This window comes from Bradyrhizobium huanghuaihaiense, from assembly GCF_025200885.1.
Taxonomy (GTDB): Bacteria; Pseudomonadota; Alphaproteobacteria; order Rhizobiales; family Xanthobacteraceae; genus Bradyrhizobium; species Bradyrhizobium huanghuaihaiense.
This window is the reverse complement of the sequence record NZ_CP104172.1, coordinates 8,216,661-8,235,064: the sequence shown is the minus strand read 5'-3', so window position 1 is coordinate 8,235,064 and position 18,404 is coordinate 8,216,661. Positions and strand designations below refer to the sequence as shown.

The 18,404-nt window shown below is 58.2% G+C and carries 17 protein-coding genes and 2 pseudogenes; 16 read left to right on the top strand and 3 right to left on the bottom strand.

Features of this window, described 5'->3' with window-relative positions:
* Positions 1-35: 35 nt before the first annotated feature.
* The 11 genes and pseudogenes from N2603_RS38655 (at position 36) to N2603_RS38610 (ending at position 10,299) form a co-directional block, all read left to right on the top strand.
* Positions 36-284, top strand: a complete 249-nt coding sequence (locus tag N2603_RS38655; protein ID WP_260386298.1) for an ATP-binding cassette domain-containing protein — start codon at positions 36-38, stop codon at positions 282-284.
* Positions 285-809: 525 nt separating this feature from the next.
* A complete protein-coding gene (locus N2603_RS38650; protein WP_260386297.1) occupies positions 810-1,112 on the top strand; it encodes an extracellular solute-binding protein in 303 nt (100 codons plus the stop codon).
* Positions 1,113-1,453: 341 nt separating this feature from the next.
* Positions 1,454-1,669 (top strand): hypothetical protein, encoded by a 216-nt coding sequence (locus N2603_RS38645; RefSeq protein ID WP_260386296.1) that lies wholly within the window; start codon positions 1,454-1,456, stop codon positions 1,667-1,669.
* A gap of 997 nt (positions 1,670-2,666) precedes the next feature.
* A complete protein-coding gene (locus N2603_RS38640; protein ID WP_260386295.1) occupies positions 2,667-2,861 on the top strand; it encodes a hypothetical protein in 195 nt (64 codons plus the stop codon).
* Positions 2,862-3,000: 139 nt separating this feature from the next.
* Complete coding sequence (locus tag N2603_RS38635) at positions 3,001-3,405, top strand: hypothetical protein (RefSeq protein ID WP_260386294.1); 405 nt, start codon at positions 3,001-3,003, stop codon at positions 3,403-3,405.
* The gene (locus N2603_RS38630; protein ID WP_260386293.1) at positions 3,402-4,469 is read left to right on the top strand and encodes an ABC transporter substrate-binding protein; all 1,068 of its coding nucleotides are present in this window, start codon (positions 3,402-3,404) and stop codon (positions 4,467-4,469) included. Before N2603_RS38635 ends, N2603_RS38630 begins: the two co-directional genes overlap by 4 nt.
* Before the next feature lie 775 nt (positions 4,470-5,244).
* The gene (locus N2603_RS45065) at positions 5,245-5,802 is read left to right on the top strand and encodes an MBL fold metallo-hydrolase (protein ID WP_425248952.1); all 558 of its coding nucleotides are present in this window, start codon (positions 5,245-5,247) and stop codon (positions 5,800-5,802) included.
* Positions 5,803-6,102: 300 nt separating this feature from the next.
* A pseudogene (locus N2603_RS45060) lies at positions 6,103-6,621 on the top strand (MBL fold metallo-hydrolase); the annotation flags it as partial.
* Positions 6,622-6,696: 75 nt separating this feature from the next.
* Positions 6,697-7,149, top strand: a complete 453-nt coding sequence (locus tag N2603_RS38620) for a hypothetical protein (protein WP_260386291.1) — start codon at positions 6,697-6,699, stop codon at positions 7,147-7,149.
* A 1,109-nt stretch (positions 7,150-8,258) separates the two neighbouring features.
* Complete coding sequence (locus N2603_RS38615) at positions 8,259-9,218, top strand: 3-hydroxyacyl-CoA dehydrogenase NAD-binding domain-containing protein (protein ID WP_260386290.1); 960 nt, start codon at positions 8,259-8,261, stop codon at positions 9,216-9,218.
* 196 nt (positions 9,219-9,414) lie between these two features.
* Positions 9,415-10,299: a beta-keto acid cleavage family enzyme gene (locus N2603_RS38610; RefSeq protein WP_260386289.1), complete on the top strand. Its 885-nt coding sequence runs from the start codon at positions 9,415-9,417 to the stop codon at positions 10,297-10,299.
* Positions 10,300-10,972: 673 nt separating this feature from the next.
* Here N2603_RS38610 and N2603_RS38605 read toward each other — a convergent pair.
* The 3 genes from N2603_RS38605 to N2603_RS38595 form a co-directional block, all read right to left on the bottom strand.
* Complete coding sequence (locus N2603_RS38605; RefSeq protein WP_260386288.1) at positions 10,973-11,563, bottom strand: anthranilate synthase component II; 591 nt, start codon at positions 11,561-11,563, stop codon at positions 10,973-10,975.
* Positions 11,560-12,954: an aminodeoxychorismate synthase component I gene (pabB, locus tag N2603_RS38600; RefSeq protein WP_260386287.1), complete on the bottom strand. Its 1,395-nt coding sequence runs from the start codon at positions 12,952-12,954 to the stop codon at positions 11,560-11,562. The genes N2603_RS38605 and pabB overlap by 4 nt, the downstream gene beginning before the upstream one ends.
* A 97-nt stretch (positions 12,955-13,051) precedes the next feature.
* Positions 13,052-13,357: a Dabb family protein gene (locus N2603_RS38595; protein WP_260386286.1), complete on the bottom strand. Its 306-nt coding sequence runs from the start codon at positions 13,355-13,357 to the stop codon at positions 13,052-13,054.
* Between the two features lie 354 nt (positions 13,358-13,711).
* Here N2603_RS38595 and bioB point away from each other — a divergent pair, with 354 nt between their 5' ends.
* The 5 genes and pseudogenes from bioB (at position 13,712) to N2603_RS38570 (ending at position 18,256) form a co-directional block, all read left to right on the top strand.
* Entirely contained in the window at positions 13,712-14,707 is a 996-nt protein-coding gene (bioB, locus tag N2603_RS38590; RefSeq protein ID WP_260386285.1) for a biotin synthase BioB, read from the top strand.
* A gap of 50 nt (positions 14,708-14,757) precedes the next feature.
* Positions 14,758-15,111 carry an aspartate 1-decarboxylase gene (gene panD / locus N2603_RS38585; RefSeq protein WP_260386284.1) on the top strand — a complete coding sequence of 118 codons (354 nt, stop codon included), beginning with the start codon at positions 14,758-14,760 and terminating at the stop codon, positions 15,109-15,111.
* Between the two features lie 77 nt (positions 15,112-15,188).
* Positions 15,189-16,343, top strand: a complete 1,155-nt coding sequence (locus N2603_RS38580) for an 8-amino-7-oxononanoate synthase (RefSeq protein ID WP_260386283.1) — start codon at positions 15,189-15,191, stop codon at positions 16,341-16,343.
* Positions 16,340-16,855, top strand: a pseudogene (gene bioD, locus N2603_RS38575) (dethiobiotin synthase); the annotation flags it as partial. The gene N2603_RS38580 and the pseudogene bioD, both read left to right, overlap by 4 nt.
* 177 nt (positions 16,856-17,032) lie before the next feature.
* Positions 17,033-18,256 (top strand): adenosylmethionine--8-amino-7-oxononanoate transaminase, encoded by a 1,224-nt coding sequence (locus N2603_RS38570; protein ID WP_260424360.1) that lies wholly within the window; start codon positions 17,033-17,035, stop codon positions 18,254-18,256.
* Positions 18,257-18,404: the final 148 nt, after the last annotated feature.

Below are 18,404 nucleotides of genomic sequence, written 5' to 3'. Positions count from 1 at the left end.
GCCGAGATCGCGGCCGGATCAAGCGGCCGCTCGAGATGGTGCGGCTCCGTGCGTACGGCGAGCGCCGGCCGGGTCGGCTTTCCGGCGAACGGCAGCAGCGCGTCGCGATGGCCCGCGCCCTCATCTTCGATCTCGAGCTTGTCCTGATGGACGAGCGGCTCAGCGCGCTGGACAAGCAACTGCGCGAGCAGATGCAGGTCGAGATCAAGCATATCCACGACGATCTCGGCGTCACCGTTGTCTACGTGACGCACGATCAGGGCGAGGCGCTGACGACCGCATAGCCGTGTTCAATGACAGGCTCATCCAGCAGCTCGATCTCACCTGTGCGAGCGGCCGCAGAACGCCTTCGTTGCCAAGTTCATGGGGCGAGAACAACCGGCTGCACGGCAAGGTCGCGGCGATGAATGGCGCGGCCTGCAAGCTGGAGACTGCAGGCGCCTGCATCGGGCAGGCGCTGGCAGCCAATGTCGAAGCGTTCGGCCGGCCGACCGTGCTGTCGTTGCGGCCTGAGCAAATGGAGCTGAACCGGTTCTCTGCCCAATGTCTTCAGCGCGCAAATCGCGGAGGTGATCTACCTGGGCGACCGCGTACGTATTCAGGCTTCGGTCTGCGCCGATGATGATTTTGTGATCAAGCTGCAGAATCCGGAAGGCATGGTGCAGACCAAGCTGGCCCAGCGATCGCCATCGCCTGGAAAACGGAGGATTGTCGGGCGCTCGAGGCGTCATGACGATGATCTAGGCGCCGCGAACATGGGGGCGGGCTTTTGGTAAGCCAACAAGAACCCCGGCAAGCATTTCGAGGTCATGTGGGATGCCGCGACCTGGAGCGCGGGTGACGTCTGGGTGATTCCTAAGGGCACTCCGAATCTGGACAATGCCTACAAGTTCATCGCCTTCGCCTCTACGCCTCAGGCGCAGGCCAATCTATCAAAGTACATCGACTACGGGCCCAGCAACAAGGACGCGATGCCGCTCATAGATCCGGCGATCGTGTCCCATTTCGGAAATGCACCCGAGCATACCAATACTTGGACGATCGACAGCGCCTTCTGGAATGTGAAGGGCGACGAGTTGCGCCAGCGCTTCAGCGCCTGGCTCGCGAAATAGGTCAGGGAAGGAACGGTGGGTAGGCTTGCAGCCTGCTCACCGCCTCCAACAGACGAACTGAGAGGGGGAGCCGATGGTGACGATGGCCGCGCAAACGCTCCGGGTGTCGCTGCGGATCAAGTTGCAGCGGGTCGAAGCGCCGGCGCTTTGCCGCGAACAATGTTCGGCGGGACTCCAGTAGTAATCGTCCCAGTCTCTGATACTAGAAGCGGGCGGATTGCTCATCTAACCGGCTCGGGTGGAACGAAAGCGACGTAGCTAAAATTGGCTGAAGACATGATCCCCTTGGGCGAAAGGCTGTCCCGCCGTGCCTAGGCGACGCCCGACGCTCCGGCAGTCAGTTGCAGCGAGACCACCCCCTCCTGGGCCAGCTGGAGGCACCGACCAACGGCATCGCCCGCACTTCAGGGCTGGGCGTCAAGTTCGGCGACCTGATCACCATCGGCTTGCCAAATGGGATCAACTTTATCGAAGCCTGCTGGGGCGTCTGGAACTTTTACGCGCAACACCGCAACCAGTGTCCTTCCGATTACCGCGTGCCGAGCTGCAAGCCGTAGTGGAACTGGCCGACCCATCGATCGTGATTGCCTTGCCGGGCATGGGACCGACCGACGGCGTGTCGCGGCCGACGACTTCATTGATCTATGCGGGGATGATGGGCCCATGGAGCCACGAATAGCTCCAGTCTTAAAATGAGCGCCAACGGCAAAGCGCAAATATGGGCCTGGGGAGGTCCGTTCCGAATCATCACGGACCTCGCCACCCTTGGCGCCCGTGCCGAGCGCGAAGAGCACTATGCCACGGTACGTGCGCGCACTTGCTATGCATAGAGCGCGTGAAGAGTTAGCTATTGATGGGCGCCATATGCGTCGGCTACGCGAGTGCTGCCAAAGGCTCGTAATCGGACGTAACCTGGCGTCGCGACGATTGAGGTGCTGGCGGAAATCGCGACCCGATTGGCAGCCCGATCACTGCAGCGTCAGATAGCGGGGCGTTCAGCGTGGCGGCGATATCCCCAAGGGGTCAATGCTCAAACGGTGTTTGAAACAGTTCCTCGTACGAGCCGAGTTCGCGCCTAGCCTTTAGCCGATATAAGGAAGTGCGGTTGATCACGGCCCCGGGGAGAAAGAGCGGTGTGCCGTTCGGTGTTAGCTTTCGCCTCTGCGGGTTCTATATTCGTCGGTCGTCGTGCTCTTTTGCTTAGTTCTCGCTTGAAAAAAGTGCTCGACACTGTCGGTCGAAAATGCGGCTGACAAAAACCTCAGATTTGCCCGGATCAACGCAGGATTTCGGCTACCGCGGCGGCCACATCAATCAAAACAGCTCGAGCATGCCGATAATATTTGCGTGAGAGAAAACGTAACGTAGGCGGAGGACAGTGAGCCGTTTGGCCGCGCGCAGATGCTTCCTGCCGATCTCGACCGAGCACGCAAGTGCTGCAAATCAGTCAAGAAGAACATCGTGCCTGACTGTCCACGGGCGCCGCAGTAGCGGGAGCGCTAGGACGCACGCGGCGGGATAGAGCATCGGTGTCAGGCACGCACAATACCTTTTGTGAAGCTTTCCGGCGGCCAGAAACGGCGCTTGCCCGCGCCCTCATCTTCGATTCCCAAGCCTGTGCTGATGGACGAGCCGCTCGGCGCGTTGGACAAGCAGTTGCGCGAGCGGGTGCAGCTCGAGATCAAGCATATCCACGAGGATCTCGGCATTACCGTGGTCTACGTAACGCACGAGCAGGAAAGGCGCTAACTGCGTCGGACCGCTTGGCAATTTTCGAGGACGCCATTATCCAGCAGCTCGCCTCACCTGGCCCAGCTGTACGAGCGGTCACACAACGCCTCTGTCGCCCAGTTCATCGGCAAGAACACTGCACAGCAAGGCCGTAGCAATGAATGGCGCGACCTGCAACGTGGAGATTGCGGGCGCCGCCAACGTGCAGGCGCTGGCGATCAATTTGGAGGCGGTCAGCCGGCCGACCGCGCTGTCGTTGCGGCTGAAGCAAATGAAGCTGAACCCGACGGCGCGTTCGCTGCCCAATGTCTTCAGCGCGCAAATCGCTGAGGTGATCTATCCGGGCGACCACGTACGTATTCAGGCTTCAGTGTTTGTGATCAAGTTGCAGAATTCGGACGATCAAGCCGGGCGCTGCGATCACGATCGCCTGCAAACGGAGGATTATCGGCGCGCTCGATGCGTCAGGCGACGACGCGAGACGCCGCGCACCGGGCGGGACAGGTGTTTGACAACGCTGCTCCCATCCGGGGACGGCATGGCAGGGGAGAGTGGACGATGAGGAAGTCATTGATAATCACGTGCGCGCGAGCCGTGATCGGCCTGCAAGTGATCGCGCTTGCACCAGCGAAGCTCGCGTTTGCAGGCGATCAGCTCACGATCACGGCCTTTGGGGGCGCCGTGCAGACAAGCCAGCGCAAGGCCTTTTTCGAGCCCTTCTCGAAGGCTACCGGGATCAAGATCATCGAAGACGAGTACAACGGCGAGGTCGCGAAGATCCGCGCCATGGTCGAGACTAAGACCGTGAGCTGGGACGTGGTCGACACGGCCGCGGGTGGGGGCTTTATGCAAATGTGCGCCGACGGCATTATCGAGAAGATTGACTGGAACAAGCTGGGCCTGGACCGGGCCAAGTTCTTGGCCAACGACAAGCTGGACTGCGGCGTGCCGACGATCGCCGCTGCCACGATTATCGCCTATGACAAGGACAAGCTGCCGAACAGCCCGAAGACCATCGCCGACCTGTTCGACGTGCAGAAATTCCCTGGCAAGCGCGGACTAATTAAAGATCCTTGGGGCAATCTCGAATGGGCGTTGATCGCGGACGGCGTGGCCGTCAAGGATGTCTACAAGGTGCTCGGGACGCCCGAGGGTGTCGACCGCGCCTTTAGGAAGCTCGACGCCATCAAGAAGGATGTCGTCTGGTGGACGGCCGGCGCCCAGCCGCCGCAGCTACTGGCCGACGGCCAGGTCGTCATGACCGCGGCCTATAACGGTCGCATCTACGATGCCGTCAAGAACTCCGGCAAGCATTTCGAGATCATGTGGGACGCGGCGTTGCTGGCCTGGAACGCCTGGGTGATTCCCAAGGGCGGTCCACGGCGAGACGACGCCTACAAGTTCATCGCGTTCGCCGCTTCTCCTCAGGCGCAAGCCAACCAGACGCGCTACATCCCCTATGCGCCTGGCAACACAGACGCGATGGCGCTTGTTGATCCGGCAATCCTTCCTAATCTTCCGACTGCGCCCGAGCATATGGGTAATGCTATCCTGACCGACCCAACCTTTTGGGCCGAGAAAGGCGCCGAGTTACGTCCGCGCTTTACCGCCTGGCTCGCGAAATAACACCAGATGAAGGAATGCCGGAGAGCGCTCCCGTTCTCCTCGCCGTCTCCAACGGACGAGCCGAGAGAGCAATCGGAGGCGACGATGCCATCCCATATCCTCGGCCGCGCCGACCACGAGCCGCTGCAGATCAAGCTGCAGCGAATCTATCGTCCGCGCGGGCTTGAAGAGTACTTCGTCCCGCCGCTCCTGTTGTCCATCTGATCGCCCTTGTGTTGCCGATCGGCCGCACGATATTTCAATGGTGCCAAAGATAAAGATAATGCGCGAATGGCACTGCTGCCGCCGATCATGGCGGCGCTCGGCGTGCGCGACGACAAGGACTGCTCCACGAGAGCGTCTATGCTGCGCTGGAGATGATGATGGTGGCGAGGGCCCGCCGCACCGTTGGGTTGGTTGGAGGTCTTATCTTCGTTCTGCAGGCTCGCGCCGCTGCTGTCGGCGAGAGGAGAACAGTTAAACCTCACGGCTTCAGCAGGCAATCATCAAAAAGCCCGCAGCTGCAAAGGAGCACCGCGTGTGGAGATTCAGGGATGCAGTGACAATACTGTGCGGTGGAACGGTGTCGAGATGCGCGCTCGAACGCACCATTTAGTGGTCGACCTGCGGTCCGTTGCAGCTAAACCATTTTTGCCATCGCGCGAAAGAAGGGCCGCGACAGAGGTGATACAACGTCCAACAACCTCGAGCGGATCGGCAGCGGAACAGTTTCGAGGTACCGAACACGTGGTCATGCGCGCGGACAACGTGATCTTATCATCAAGCAGGAAATGAAATGTCTTTGATCCGGCGCTCCGAAAACCTTTGGGAATTTCCGGATACCTGTAACGTTTATGTTCTAAAAAGTGGCACGGAGTGCCTGCTGATCGATACAGGGTCCAGCGCCGTTATACAGCATCTTGCCGCTATCGGTATCGAGCGAGTCGACTGGGTTCTACATACACATCACCATAGGGACCAGTGCTGGGGAACGCCTAGTCTTCAGCAGGCCGGAGCAAAAGTCGCGGTGCCGGAATACGAACGCCACTTGTTCGACAATGTCGAGGCATATTGGCAGGCTCGGCGGGTCTATGACAACTACAATGACAGCAACACATTTTTCTCGCTGGGCGAAAATCTTCCGGTCGATGCTGTTCTCGAAGACTATGGCACTTTTGTCTGGAGGGAATACCAGTTCCGCATCTTGCCGGCAAAGTACATATGGCATGATCGCTCTGATTGCGGAAGTGGACGGAAAGAAGATCGCTTTTATAGGCGATCTAATGACACGAGGCGGAAAATTATATCAACTTCACGCTATGGAGTATGCCCATGGCGATCTTCTCGGCGTTGAATTTACAATGCAATCGATCCTCGCCTTGAAAAAGGAGGGGCCCGAGGCCGCCTATCCTTCGCATGGAGCGCCGATCAGTGAGGTGAAGGCGGATGTTGAAAGGCTTGAATCAAGGCTTGAGACGCTTGCTAATGTAGGTCGGCTTTTTACGTCAGGATACGGCAGCCCTTTCAAGGACAGGGAGACACTTCGCGAGAGCAGGTTGCAGAGAATCGCTGAACATCTGCTGTGGGCCGGGTCGTACACTTGCTCCAATTTCTATGTTGTTCTGAGTGGAAGCGGCCACGCGATGCTGATTGACTGCGGGCTGGCGACGGCAGGACATGCTCATGCGGCCTCCGATCACGGTGGTTCGCAAGCGCTCCGCTTTATCGAACACCATATCGATCAACTGGGCGACGATTATGGAGTGCGAGATATCGAACTCGTGGTTCCTACCACATTCACGACGATCATGTCTGCGGAATACCTTTCCTTCAGCAACATTTCGAGACCCAGTGCTGGGCGCTGGATCGCATCGCTAAGGTTATTGCCGATCCTGCTGCATGGGCGAGTACGCCATGCTGCTTCCACAAACCGATCGAAGTGCAACGGATCCTGCGCGATGGTGAAGCATTTCACTGGAGAGGAGTCGATTTTCAAGTTCATTATGCACCCGGACAAAGCGAATTCCATTCGATGGTCTTTTGTGAAATCGACGGAAAGCGGATTGTCTTTGGAGGGGACAATCTGTTTCTGTTCAATCCTCAGGCCGGAGGAATTGAGCGCGAAATTCCTATCCAGACGACAGTTATGCGCAACAGCTTTCAGCTAGAGATGCATCACCGATGTGCGAAGGTGATGCGAGCGACCCTGCCTGATCTGATATGCCCCGGGCACGGAGAGCTGATTATCATGGATCAGTCGAGGGTCGCCGAGTACACGGATTACATCGAACGTAAGGAAGCAGCGTTCCGCGATGTCGTAGGTGAGCCTGTGAACCATTTCATCGATCTATTTTGGGCGCGAATGCTGCCGTATGTTTTGGAGGTCGGTCCGGATAGCGAGGCCGAGTACACGATTGAGATACGCAACAATTTGGAGCGCAGGGCTGTCTACAGCGCTCGCCTTCTGCCGCCAGTCGGTTGGAGCTCGCATGGAAAAGCGGAAAGCATCGCGCTTCAGCCGGGGGAGCAAGGCAAGATGCTGCTTTGGGCTACTGCGCCATCTCAAGTCGATCCGCAGCGTAAGCTCATGACGGCTGAGATTCTGATCGACGGTGTATCACAGGGGCCTGTCTGTGAAGCCCTAGTTTCAGTTTCCGGACGTCCGCTAGGTGGGCCTTTATCTGTCCTTGCGGGCCGATAAAATGCTAGACGCAACATTCTTGCCATTAGCCCTCTCGCGCTGGCGAGATCGGCTATGCGCTGGTAATCCAGCAGTTTACGCGGTTGAGCTGGTCATCTCGTGCTTCTCGAAAGGACGCTTCCGGTCCCAAGTCGTGCAGCGCGCTCGTCTGATGTGCTCACTTCGCGCTTCACGACCGACGACTGAGAGCGGCCGGCGCCGAACGAATTCGGAAGGGCCGCGCGCGCCTTCGTGCCGAGCCTCAGGCGCCTGCCTCCATGCGATACCGCGGGCCCCACGTCCCTCGCGCACGGCTATTGGGACTGATGCCGCCGAAGACGGTGCCGTTCAGGCGGAGCAAGGAGTTGGCCGACGGGAGCATCTAGTGCCGTTCTCGCCAAGGACCTCAAGCAGGCCCAGGCGCAACGCGCGCCTAGCTTGATTGAACGATGATGCGGGCGACCACTGCGCGATCTCACGAAATCCGGATCGTCTTCCAATCATACGAGCTCTACGACAATCCGCGCTTGTGAATGAAATCTTCGCAGGCGCAAATCCAAACACACAATTTCGGCGATGCCCGCCCAGAATAGAGGAAATTCGGCTTTAGAGGGCCTCTATGTTGAGCCAATCACGCTCCCTCGGAAGGCCTGATGGCACCGCAGACCGCCAGCTCTCGCGACGTCCTGGACCTCGAACATAGGCTGCCGCCCGGCGCGCCCAAGCCGGAGCTTGGAGTGCAGACGAGGTCGGCCGCTTTCGATGTTGCTGTCATCTCGAAAATTGTTGGCATGCCCGGCAGCCCCGTGCTCTTGCGGTGCCGCTTACTGCGCCCCGGCAAGTTGTCGAGTGAGGTGGATTCACATTGGTGTCGATTGCATGTCGATCCGGAATCGGCGAGTTGGCGCGAGGTGGTGTCTGAACCGTAATGTCGAGCCTGCTCGCGATACCGGTGTTGCTCCGCCGCAGCTGTCGATGGTCACTAAGCTTGCCGCGTCGTTTCGTGCCGAGGATGCGGTTCGCGTCGATCCCTGGGCGGGACAGTTTTTTTAAAAAACTCCTAATCCGAGAGAAGGAATCGTAATGGACATTTATCATGCCGGTGGGCTCAGCGGGCTTGAGGTCAACCCATGAGCGGCTTCCGGGGACCTGATCGCATCCGCAGGGTCGCCTGCCTCGGGACAGGACTGATCGGCGGTGGGTTCGTCGCGCTCTTTCTCGCGCGCGGGCTTGATGTGGTCGTGTGGGACCCGGCGGCAGACGCCAGGGACCGTCTCGACCAACTCCTTGCTACGGCCTGGCCGACGCTGGAGCGTCTCGGCGCGCGCGCCGAGGACCGCGGCACACTGAGCTGGGCGAGCACAGCGGCTGAAGCCGTGACAACGGCAGACTTTGTGCAAGAGAACGCTCCCGACCGACTAGAGCTAAAGCGAAGCCTCTACAGCGTGCTTGAGCCCCTGGTGCCAGCCGACGTGGTTATTGCATCCTCCACCTCGGGGTTCACTGTCACCGATCTTCAGGCGGGAGGGCTGCGCTCGCCACGCGTCGTGGTCGGACATCCGTTCAACCCGCCTTACCTGATCCCGTTAGTGGAGGTCGCCGGGGCGCCGTATACCAGTAGAGAAGCGCTCGCTGCTGTAGAAGCGTTCTACCAGTCCATCGGAAAGGTCGTGATCCGCATGGATCATGAGATCCCGGGCTTTATCGCCAATCATCTGCAGGCGGCGCTGGAGCGCGAGGCCATCCACCTCGTCGCGGAAGGCCATGCGACCCCCCAGCAAATTGATACCGCGATCGTGCATGGTCTCGCCCCGCGATGGACCGCAATCGGTCCCTTCATGGTGCGCCATCTGGCTAATGTAGCCGGCGTGGGTGCCTATTTCGAGCGCTTCCCTCTCGGCAGTGAACCGCTTCTTTCCCACCTTCGTCCCCCAGAAGGCACGCCTAAGCTTATTCAAGCGATGGAAGAGGGGTGCCGCGCCATGGCGGCTGATCGCGACAGAGCCGCCCTTGCGGCCGCGAGGGACCGGATGGTAATCGAGACAATCCTCGCGCAGCGCCGCGCGAAAATTTCAGAACACGGTATCTGATGAACCTGGACCAACATCGGCCTTTGTCCCGGTAAGATTATCGTGATCTGCGCCGTAAACGACGATAACAGCGCTGTCGTCGTCGCGGAATACCCGCTCATTCACATGTGCCTGAAACCGTTCGCGTGTGATCCAAACGCCACTCGTCCGACGCCGGCTGGGGCTCGAGCTCGCGGCAATAATATAGGAGTTCTTGATGTCGCAGAAAGTTATCGTCACGTGCGCAGTCACCGGTGGGGGAGCCGCAGTCCTCGCGAAACACCCGGGCATCCCGAAGACTCCGTCGCAGATTGCGCAGGCCGCACTGGAAGCAGCGAAAGCGGGCGCTGCGATCGTTCACATTCACGTCCGCGATCCAGACACCGGAGCCCCATCGAACCGATTCGATCTCTACGAACAGGTCGTCAAGAAACTTCGGGACTCGGCCACTGACGTAATCATCAACTTGACGAGCGGAATGGACGCCGAGTTGGCGCTCGATTCAATTGAACCGATAAAAATCGGCGAAGCGACGACACTTAAGAAACCTATGGCGCGTTGTCTCCACGCCATCAAACTTCGACCAGAGATCAGCACCTTGGATTGCGCTACAATGGCGTTCGGAGAGCGCATTTTTGTTGCGCGCATGTCGGATCTCAGAGAGATGGCGACACTTATGCGGGATGCTGGCGTCAAGCCCGAGCTTGAATGCTTCGATCTGGGCCATATTGCAACCGCCAAGAAGCTGATTTCAGAAAACCTGATCGAGGGTTATCCCCTGTTCCAGTTCTGTCTCGGAACGGACAATGGTGCTCCTGCTACTCCCCTTGCTCTACAGGCGATGCGAGAGCTTCTACCTGAAGGGGCGCTGTGGGGTGGATTCGGCTGCAGCGCTGATGCAATGCCAGTGGTTGCCCAATTGATCGCAATGGGCGGGAACGTCCGGGTCGGGCTGGAGGATAACATTTATCTTCGACGTGGCGTCCTGGCATCCAACGCCCAACTTGTTGACAGCGCGGTTGGGATTATTGAGCGCATGGGCGCAAGCGTCGCTACACCGGCTGAGGCACGGGCGATTCTTGGAGTCGAAAAGCGCGGGTAACCGTTGTCGGAGTTCGGCAGGAGATTATGACTAATAGTCAACATCCTCGCCGGGCGAGCGCAACAGGCAAACTCAAGCGCCAAGGGCGGCAAGTGCGTCCACAGTCGCTCTAATAGAAACTGCGGTTGATAGATCAAGCACTGGATTATTCATCATCGTAGTCCAGCGGCGTTCCTACCCTGAGTTCATCAGGTTGGAACGCCGCGCTATTCAATCTCGAGCATGCGACTCTCGCCGAGCGATCTACGAGCCTACCTGTTTCGTCGTCGCTTAGGCAAAGGGACCGCTCGATGCGCCTTGCAGGACCACTGGGAACGCGAGCAAGCACCTCAGTGTGCTCGTGATCGAGCTACACCGCGACGCCAGGTGATCGATCGCCGGCTTCAAGCAGCTCGATCGTACCCCTGTGCGCGAACACGCACGTCTCTCTTCGCTTCCAAGATAGGACACCTCTCGCCAGTGGCGTGCCCGTGCTTGGCCACATTGAGCGGATGCGGTCGGCGTTGACCCGGCTGCGTGCACACTCGAAAGCAGCGCTCAAGCGCGACGCGGCCTTATTTAGCGCAAAGCATCCCACGCGTATGAGGTTAGCGGAAAAGGCGCTCAAATACTGATAGAGGCGCTTGCCCTAAGAAAACGCGACCTTGGCAGAACTTGCGGCGTACGCCCACCCCTATCCTGACGGGGCGAGACTCCCTGCGAGCCGCAAGAAGTTCAAAAGCAGCTTGTCGCCCTCCTCCGTAAGTATCGATTCCGGGTGGAATTGCACGCCAAACGTTGGATGATGACGATGCTCAAGCGCCAGAATCTCTCCCTCCTCCGAACGAGCTGTCACTCCGAGGGAGGGATCTGATGACTCATCAAGTTCAACAACAAGAGAATGATAGCGGCCCACGCAAAGTGGAGAAGGGAGTTCTTTGAACAAACCTTGACCAACATGCGTTACGTACGAAGCCCTACCGTGCATAGGACGTTTTGCGCGAACCACCCGTCCTCCAAAAATGCTGCCAATGCACTGATGCCCGAGACAAATGCCGAGAATCGGAATGCGACCTGAAAATTCGCGGACAATTGTTGTGGACAATCGAGCCTCGGTTGGACTGCAAGGGCCGGGCGAGATGACGATGGCGCGCGGTTTCAATCGAACAATATCGCCGACGCCGACGATGTCATTGCGGATTACCTCTGTTGCTTCACCAAGCTTGCGGAAGTAGCGCGCAATATTGAAGACGAAAGAGTCGTAGTTGTCGATGATGACAATCAAGAGGCACCGGATGTGGCCGCACCAAACGCGTCAAAGATTCGCTGGGCTTTGACCAGCGTCTCGTCGTATTCGGCCTCTGCGTTGGACATAGCCGTTACACCGCCTCCCGCATGAAATACAGCCAGCCCGTTCGCGATCGTTACGGTGCGGATCGCTATATTCGTGTCCATACGACCGTTAAATCCTATGAAGCCGATCGACCCGCAATAGATCTCTCGCGCGACACCCTCGATTTCCGTGATAATTTCCATCGATCGCACCTTTGGAGCCCCGGTAATTGACCCGCCGGGAAAGCAAGCTCGAACAAGCGAGACAGCATCTTGTTCTCCTGCAAGCTCACCCGAAACGACGGAAACCAGGTGGTGGACCGAGGCAAAGGATTCAAGCCGACACAACGCTGCAACGTCGACTGAATCCGCGGTGCAAACGCGCGACAAATCGTTGCGCAGAAGGTCGACGATCATGATGTTCTCGGCCCGGTCTTTTTCGGATGCAGCCAGCATTGCGGCTCGACGCTGGTCTTCCTTAGAATCATCACTACGGGAAATCGTGCCTTTGATGGGGCGCGTTTCGAGGTGCCGCCCATCAAGCTTGAGGAAGCGTTCCGGCGAGCTCGACGCGATGGTGAGCTCGCCATAACACAGGAGGGCTGCAAATGGGGCCGGGTTCGATGTTCGCAGCTGGAAATAAAAATCGAGCGGATCAAACGAGGCTGGTAGCTTGGCGCTGAAGCGCTGCGCGATATTGGCTTGGAACACGTCTCCGGCTAAGATGAGTTCGATAACCCGGCGTACCGCCGCAATGTAGGCTTCCCGACTGAAGTTTGAATGCCACGCGCCCACCTTGCCCGCGAAGAGATCTCGGCGTGTTTCTGAGCCGGCGAGCAGTCCAATAAATTCGTCCGCTCGGCGGTGGGCACGCTCTCTTCGGCGCACGGAATCCTGCTCCGGCCATCCAGTAGAAACAATCCAGCATCTGTCATCACGGTGGTCGAAGCTCACCACCACGTCATAGAAATGCAGTATTGATTGCGGTAAGCCCTGACCGGGAGTTGCGGGGATCGGTAATCGCTCCAAAGTCCTGTTCAGATCGTAAGCCAAGAAACCTGCCGCACCTCCTTGGAATGGCGGCAGATCATCGTGATGGTCTTGGGTATACTCGGCGAGCAGATCGCGAAGAGCTGCCCACGGATCTCCGTCGAGAGCCGCTCCATCGCAACTCGCTTGTCCGTCATCGACCCTATAGGTGCTAAACGGGTCACAGGCGAGATACGAGTAACGTCCGAGCAGCTCATGCCGGGCCGCGCTATCCAGGAATGTGAGGTGCGGGCGATGCGCGAGACGTCGCATTGCCGCGACAGGTTCAATCCACTGCAATTCGCGGACACGCATCTTTATGAACCGCCTGCAAGCTCATGAAATCGACGATCCGCGGGCATCCCGCGATTTGCTGCTGCCTTGCGCGCGATAACTTGGGTTATCAAGTGCTTCAAGGTAACGCCGGCTGTGTTGGTACATAGTAATCGGCTGCGAACCGTAGCTCTCGAAGCGGCCGTACCCGCCTGATCGACTCCTGGTATAGCTCATGGGCTTTGTAGGCGGCGAGTTCCATCTCGTTGTCAAATTCACCATAAACCACGACGTCAATCTCATTTCCGAGCTGATCGGTCTTCTGGTTGCGAGCAATCTCGATCCGGCGCGCATGCGGAATTGTGGTCAGAATGGACAGGCCCTCAATCATTTGAGTGATGTGCGCTCTATCCTTGGCGGTAAACAAGACGATGTGACGAATCATGGATGACGGTGGTGGTCCTGTGACTGGCCACCCCAATTAGCTTGGGACCCGCTACACCGCAACAGCTGCAGCCAGTTCTGCTGCGCTCGATGCGGTCTCCCAGGATTCCCAACCTGGGGCAACACGATCGAGACTTTGCCGTGGTGCTGCCCCGACGATCTGAACCGCACTCGGCTTCGAGTTCACACTCACCGAGCTGGCTGAGCTTAACGACGGATTTCTGCGCCAAAGCAGTAATAGACGCATGATGAGCGCGCGTCTCATGAAAGTTGGCGATTTTTCCCCATTCTGGAAAGTGTAGAAGCTCCGCTTGCGAGTTGCGCTCGACAGTTTAGCTAGTTGGAAACCGACCTTATGGTTGCTGCTGTACGACACCAACAGAAAGCCGGTGACCGCAGCGCGCCGGTCCGCAGTGACTGGGGGCGTGCCGAAGCCGAAGCGCTCTACGGCCTGTCATTCTCCGACCTGATGCATCAGGCACAGAGCATTCATCGCGAGAACTTCGATCCAAATCACGTAGAAGCGGCAAGCCTGCTCAGCATAAAGACTGGCGGCTGCCCAGAGGATTGCGGCTACTGCTCACAGAGCGCGCACTACGACACGGGATTGAAAGCCACCCGCCTGATCCAGGCCGACGCCGTGGTTGCAACCGCGCGCCGCGCCAAGGACGCCGGCGCAACCCGCTTCTGCATGGCGGCGGCCTGGCGCAGTCCAAAAGATCGCGATCTCGATCAGGTCTGCGAGATGGTCAGCGCAGTCAAGGGCCTTGGCATGGAGACATGTGTCACCCTTGGCATGCTGACGCCCACACAGGCTGCTCGGCTCGCCGGGGCTGGGCTCGATTTCTACAATCATAACGTTGACACCTCGCCAGAGTTCTACAGCAAGATAGTCACCACTCGCACCTTGCAGGATCGCATCGACACCCTGGCGCATGTCCGTGAGGCCGGAATCAAGGTCTGCTGCGGCGGCATTATCGGCATGGGCGAGCGCGCCGAAGACCGGGTCGGCATGCTGGTGCTGCTAGCCAATCTGCCTAGCCATCCGGAAAGCGTTCCGATCAACCTGTGGAATGAGGTTTCGGGTGTGCCGGTCAATGACACGGCCGAGCGCCCTGATCCGATCGCGTTGGTTCGCCTGGTCGCGACCGCCCGGATCATGATGCCGAAAAGCGTCATTCGGCTGTCGGCGGGGCGGCAATATATGACCGATGAGCTGCATGCGCTGTGCTTCCTGGCCGGAGCAAATTCGATCTTCATTGGTGATGTGTTGCTCACCACCAAGAACCCGCAGCGCGACCGTGACGCGAATTTGCTGCTCCGACTCGGCGTCAAGTCCAATCTTGCTTGAAAACAGCTCTGCGCCTGCGCGATGCGCAAAATCGCCAGCTTAGGTGAACAATGAAGATCACGTTGATGAAAGGCAAAATCCATCGGGCCTCGGTGACCGAAGCCGATCTCCACTATGAAGGCTCGATTTCCATTGATCGCGCTCTATCGGAAGCGGCAGGATTCCTGACCAATGAACGCGTCGAAATCTACAACATCGACACTGGAGCGCGGTTCGCCACCTACGTGATCGAAGCGCCGCCAGGGTCGGGCATAATCGGCTTGAATGGTGCGGCCGCACGACTGGCAATGCCTGGAGACAAAATCATCATTGCTGCATATGCGTTGTTTGATGAAGCGGAAGCAAAAGTGTTCAAGCCACGCGTCGTGCTGGTCGGCCGCGAAAACCATATTCTGCCACGCTAAGAGCTGCTCGGCGGATCGGTTACTTTTAGTCCTTTGCGGCCATCAAAGCCGGCTCATAGCTGTCCCCGGAGTGAGCAATGAACCCCACCGGTATCGGCAAAGCTGATAGGTACGCCAGGGCCTTGCATGCCCTGAAAGATGACAACCGCTTGCGAACTCTAAAGCCACGCGTAGGGATAGATTTTACCTCGAACGACTACTTGGCGCTCGCGAGCTCGCCGCGTATGAAGAATGCCGTCTTGGCAGCGCTCGAGGCGGGCATCCCGATTGGAGCCGGCGGGTCACGACTTCTTCGCGGAAATTGCGAGGAACACGAACATCTCGAAGCGGAAGCTGCGAGGTTCTTTGGTGCGGAGACGGCGCTGTTCTTTGGGGGCGGATATGTCGCAAACTTCGCTGTCCTGACAACGCTGCCGCAACGGGGCGATCTACTTGTTCTCGATTCTCTTGTGCACGCGAGTATCCATGAAGGCGCGCGAGCCGGCCGGGCAGAGTATCGGATAAGCGCTCATAACGATCCCCAATCAGTTGAGAACACCATCCGTGACTGGCGGTCCCAGGGCGGCATAGGTCGCATCTGGATTGTCGTCGAAAGTGTCTACAGCATGGACGGCGATTTCGCGCCGCTCAAAGACCTGACCCAGATCGCGAGCGGGCATGACGCGTTCCTGATGGTGGACGAGGCGCATGCCACCGGGGTTTACGGGGAGCAGGGACGAGGACTAACTGCGCCCTATGAGAGAAACGACAACCTGGTGGTCATCCATACCTGCGGCAAAGCGCTGGGCGCCGCCGGGGCGCTTGTAACTACTTCCGCGGCGATGCGCGATTTCATGGTCAATCGCTGTCGTCCGTTCATCTTCGCGACGGCGCCATCGCCCTTGATGGCTGTTGCCATCCGTGAGGCGCTGTTGATCCTGCAGCAGGAACCCGAACGCCGACAGCGATTGGCAAAGTTGGTCGCGTTCACCCATCGCGAGATGAAGGCGCGCGGTCTGCAATCTCCGTCGGAATCGCAGATTGTGCCGTATATTGTCGGCGACAATGCGCAAGCGATGCAACTTGCCTCAGCGATGCAGGCGCATGGCTTCGATATTCGCGGAATCCGCCCCCCAACCGTACCGTCAGGCACAGCCCGGTTGCGAATATCGTTAACGCTCAACGTCGAAGAGCAGGACGTGCGTGCGATGCTTGACGCACTGGTTGAGCAAACCAGAGTCGGGTCTCGATGAGCCTGCGGATAGTAGTAACCGGTACAGGTACGGGCATTGGCAAGACGGTATTCTCCGCAGGGCTCGCCGACCTTATTGGAGCCGATTATTGGAAGCCGGTCCAGGCAGGGCTTGAAGAGGAGACTGATAGCCAAGTTGTTGCAAAGCTGGGTGGTCTCTCGCCTGATCGCATCGTTCCTGAGGTATATCGCCTGCGAACCCCCGCTTCGCCACATCAAGCCGCCGAGCTTGACGGAATTCACATCGATGTGGATTCGCTCAACCTGCCAGACACCGGGGACCGACCGCTCGTGATCGAAGGCGCTGGCGGGCTCCTTGTGCCCTTGGATGGCCGTACACTCTACATAGACATCTTCGAGCGATGGCGAATTCCAGTCGTGCTTTGCGCGAGCACGGCGTTAGGCACGATCAATCATTCCCTGTTGTCGCTGGAAGCGCTGCGCCGGCGCCAGATTCCTGTCTTTGGGATTGCATTCATCGGCGATCAAAATGCCGAAACTGAGAATGCTATTTGCGACATGGGGGGCGTGCGCTGGTTGGGTCGATTGCCGTTTCTGTCTCCACTCACATCGACGACGCTAAAGGCTGCGTTCAAATCCGCATTTCCTGCACGACGATTTCAGCCAACGACGCAAAGGAAGACCTCGCCGATCTGGCATCCATTTACACAACACGCGCTCGAACACAAAATGAGCAAGGTGGTGCGCGGCGATGGCGCCTATCTTCACACCGCAGACGGCCGTCGTGTCATCGACGCGATCTCATCGTGGTGGGTCGTGACCCACGGCCATTGCCATCCAGCGATTGTACGCGCTATTCAGGAACAGGCAGGCAAACTCAACCAGATCATTTTTGCCGGCTATACCCACGATCCTGCTGAGGACGTTGCGGCACGCATTCTGAGACTCGCACCGCGCGGCCTTGATTATGTGTTCTTTTCCGACAGTGGCTCAGCCAGTGTTGAAGTCGCCATCAAGATGGCGCTCGGGTATTGGCATCACAACCGCAAAGACCGCACTCGCATTGTGGTGATGCAACATTCCTATCACGGCGACACCATTGGAGCGATGTCGGTCGGCGCCCGCGGCGTCTTCAACGCAGCGTACGGTCCATTGCTATTCGACGTTGCCTCCATTCCGTTCCCCGCAAAAGGTCGGGAGCGAGAAACGCTAAATGCGCTCGCATCTATATGTCAAAGCGAACGACCGGCGGCCTTTATCGTGGAGCCCCTGATACTAGGGGCGGGTGGCATGCTGATGTACCCACCCTGGGTGCTCAGAGAGATGAAACGGGTCTGCGAAGTCTATGACGTCCTGTTCATTGCCGACGAAATCATGACAGGTTGGGGCCGCACGGGAAGCATGTTTGCTTGCGAGCAGGCGAATGTCACGCCCGATGTCGTCTGCTATTCCAAGGGAATCACGGGGGGAGCGCTTCCACTCGCTGTGACACTTTGCCGTGCAGAGATTTTTGAGGCCCACTATTCGACAGATCGAACGCGTACGTTCTTTCATTCAAGTTCATATACGGCAAACCCGCTGGCTTGTGCGGCGGCCAAAGCGAACTTGGAGCTCTGGGAGGATCCGGAGACGCGTCGTCGCCTAATTTCGGTTGTAGCTATGCAAGAGAAGGCACTTGAACCGTTCCGCACTGACGCGCGTTTTGAAAACGTCCGTCGGACCGGCACTGTCACGGCACTTGATCTCAAAGTGAACGATGCCGGGTATCTCGCGGGGGTCGGTCCAAAGCTTCAGTCGTTCTTTAAGGATCGAAATCTGCTGTTACGACCACTCGGAAATACGATCTATGTGATGCCACCCTATTGCGTCACGGCAGCAGATATTGACGAAATCTACGCCGGCATACGAGAAGCTGCCGATGCCTGCGGCGGTCTCTGTGGTTCTAAAGCTTAGCAACCAGAACTCAGTGTGGCTATTCAGGTGGCTGACGCGATCGTCTCCGAGGCGACCCGAGGAAATCTTGCGTAAAATGCCCAGAATCGCTGAACTCCTGCGCCATCATGGCGTGCTTCAGGGAGAATCGAGGCGCTTCTCCAATTAC

What these genes read in the sequence shown, in the direction of transcription:
- N2603_RS38570 (WP_260424360.1), top strand. Translation starts at nt 17,033, where the DNA reads ATGAGCAAGGTGGTGCGCGGCGATGGCGCCTATCTTCACACCGCAGAC.
- panD (WP_260386284.1), top strand. Translation starts at nt 14,758, where the DNA reads ATGAAGATCACGTTGATGAAAGGCAAAATCCATCGGGCCTCGGTGACC.
- N2603_RS38580 (WP_260386283.1), top strand. Translation starts at nt 15,189, where the DNA reads ATGAACCCCACCGGTATCGGCAAAGCTGATAGGTACGCCAGGGCCTTG.
- N2603_RS38635 (WP_260386294.1), top strand. Translation starts at nt 3,001, where the DNA reads ATGAATGGCGCGACCTGCAACGTGGAGATTGCGGGCGCCGCCAACGTG.
- N2603_RS38630 (WP_260386293.1), top strand. Translation starts at nt 3,402, where the DNA reads ATGAGGAAGTCATTGATAATCACGTGCGCGCGAGCCGTGATCGGCCTG.
- bioB (WP_260386285.1), top strand. Translation starts at nt 13,712, where the DNA reads ATGGTTGCTGCTGTACGACACCAACAGAAAGCCGGTGACCGCAGCGCG.
- N2603_RS45065 (WP_425248952.1), top strand. Translation starts at nt 5,245, where the DNA reads ATGTCTTTGATCCGGCGCTCCGAAAACCTTTGGGAATTTCCGGATACC.
- pabB (WP_260386287.1), bottom strand. Translation starts at nt 12,954, where the DNA reads ATGCGTGTCCGCGAATTGCAGTGGATTGAACCTGTCGCGGCAATGCGA.
- N2603_RS38595 (WP_260386286.1), bottom strand. Translation starts at nt 13,357, where the DNA reads ATGATTCGTCACATCGTCTTGTTTACCGCCAAGGATAGAGCGCACATC.
- N2603_RS38655 (WP_260386298.1), top strand. Translation starts at nt 36, where the DNA reads ATGGTGCGGCTCCGTGCGTACGGCGAGCGCCGGCCGGGTCGGCTTTCC.
- N2603_RS38650 (WP_260386297.1), top strand. Translation starts at nt 810, where the DNA reads ATGTGGGATGCCGCGACCTGGAGCGCGGGTGACGTCTGGGTGATTCCT.
- N2603_RS38610 (WP_260386289.1), top strand. Translation starts at nt 9,415, where the DNA reads ATGTCGCAGAAAGTTATCGTCACGTGCGCAGTCACCGGTGGGGGAGCC.
- N2603_RS38615 (WP_260386290.1), top strand. Translation starts at nt 8,259, where the DNA reads ATGAGCGGCTTCCGGGGACCTGATCGCATCCGCAGGGTCGCCTGCCTC.
- N2603_RS38620 (WP_260386291.1), top strand. Translation starts at nt 6,697, where the DNA reads ATGGATCAGTCGAGGGTCGCCGAGTACACGGATTACATCGAACGTAAG.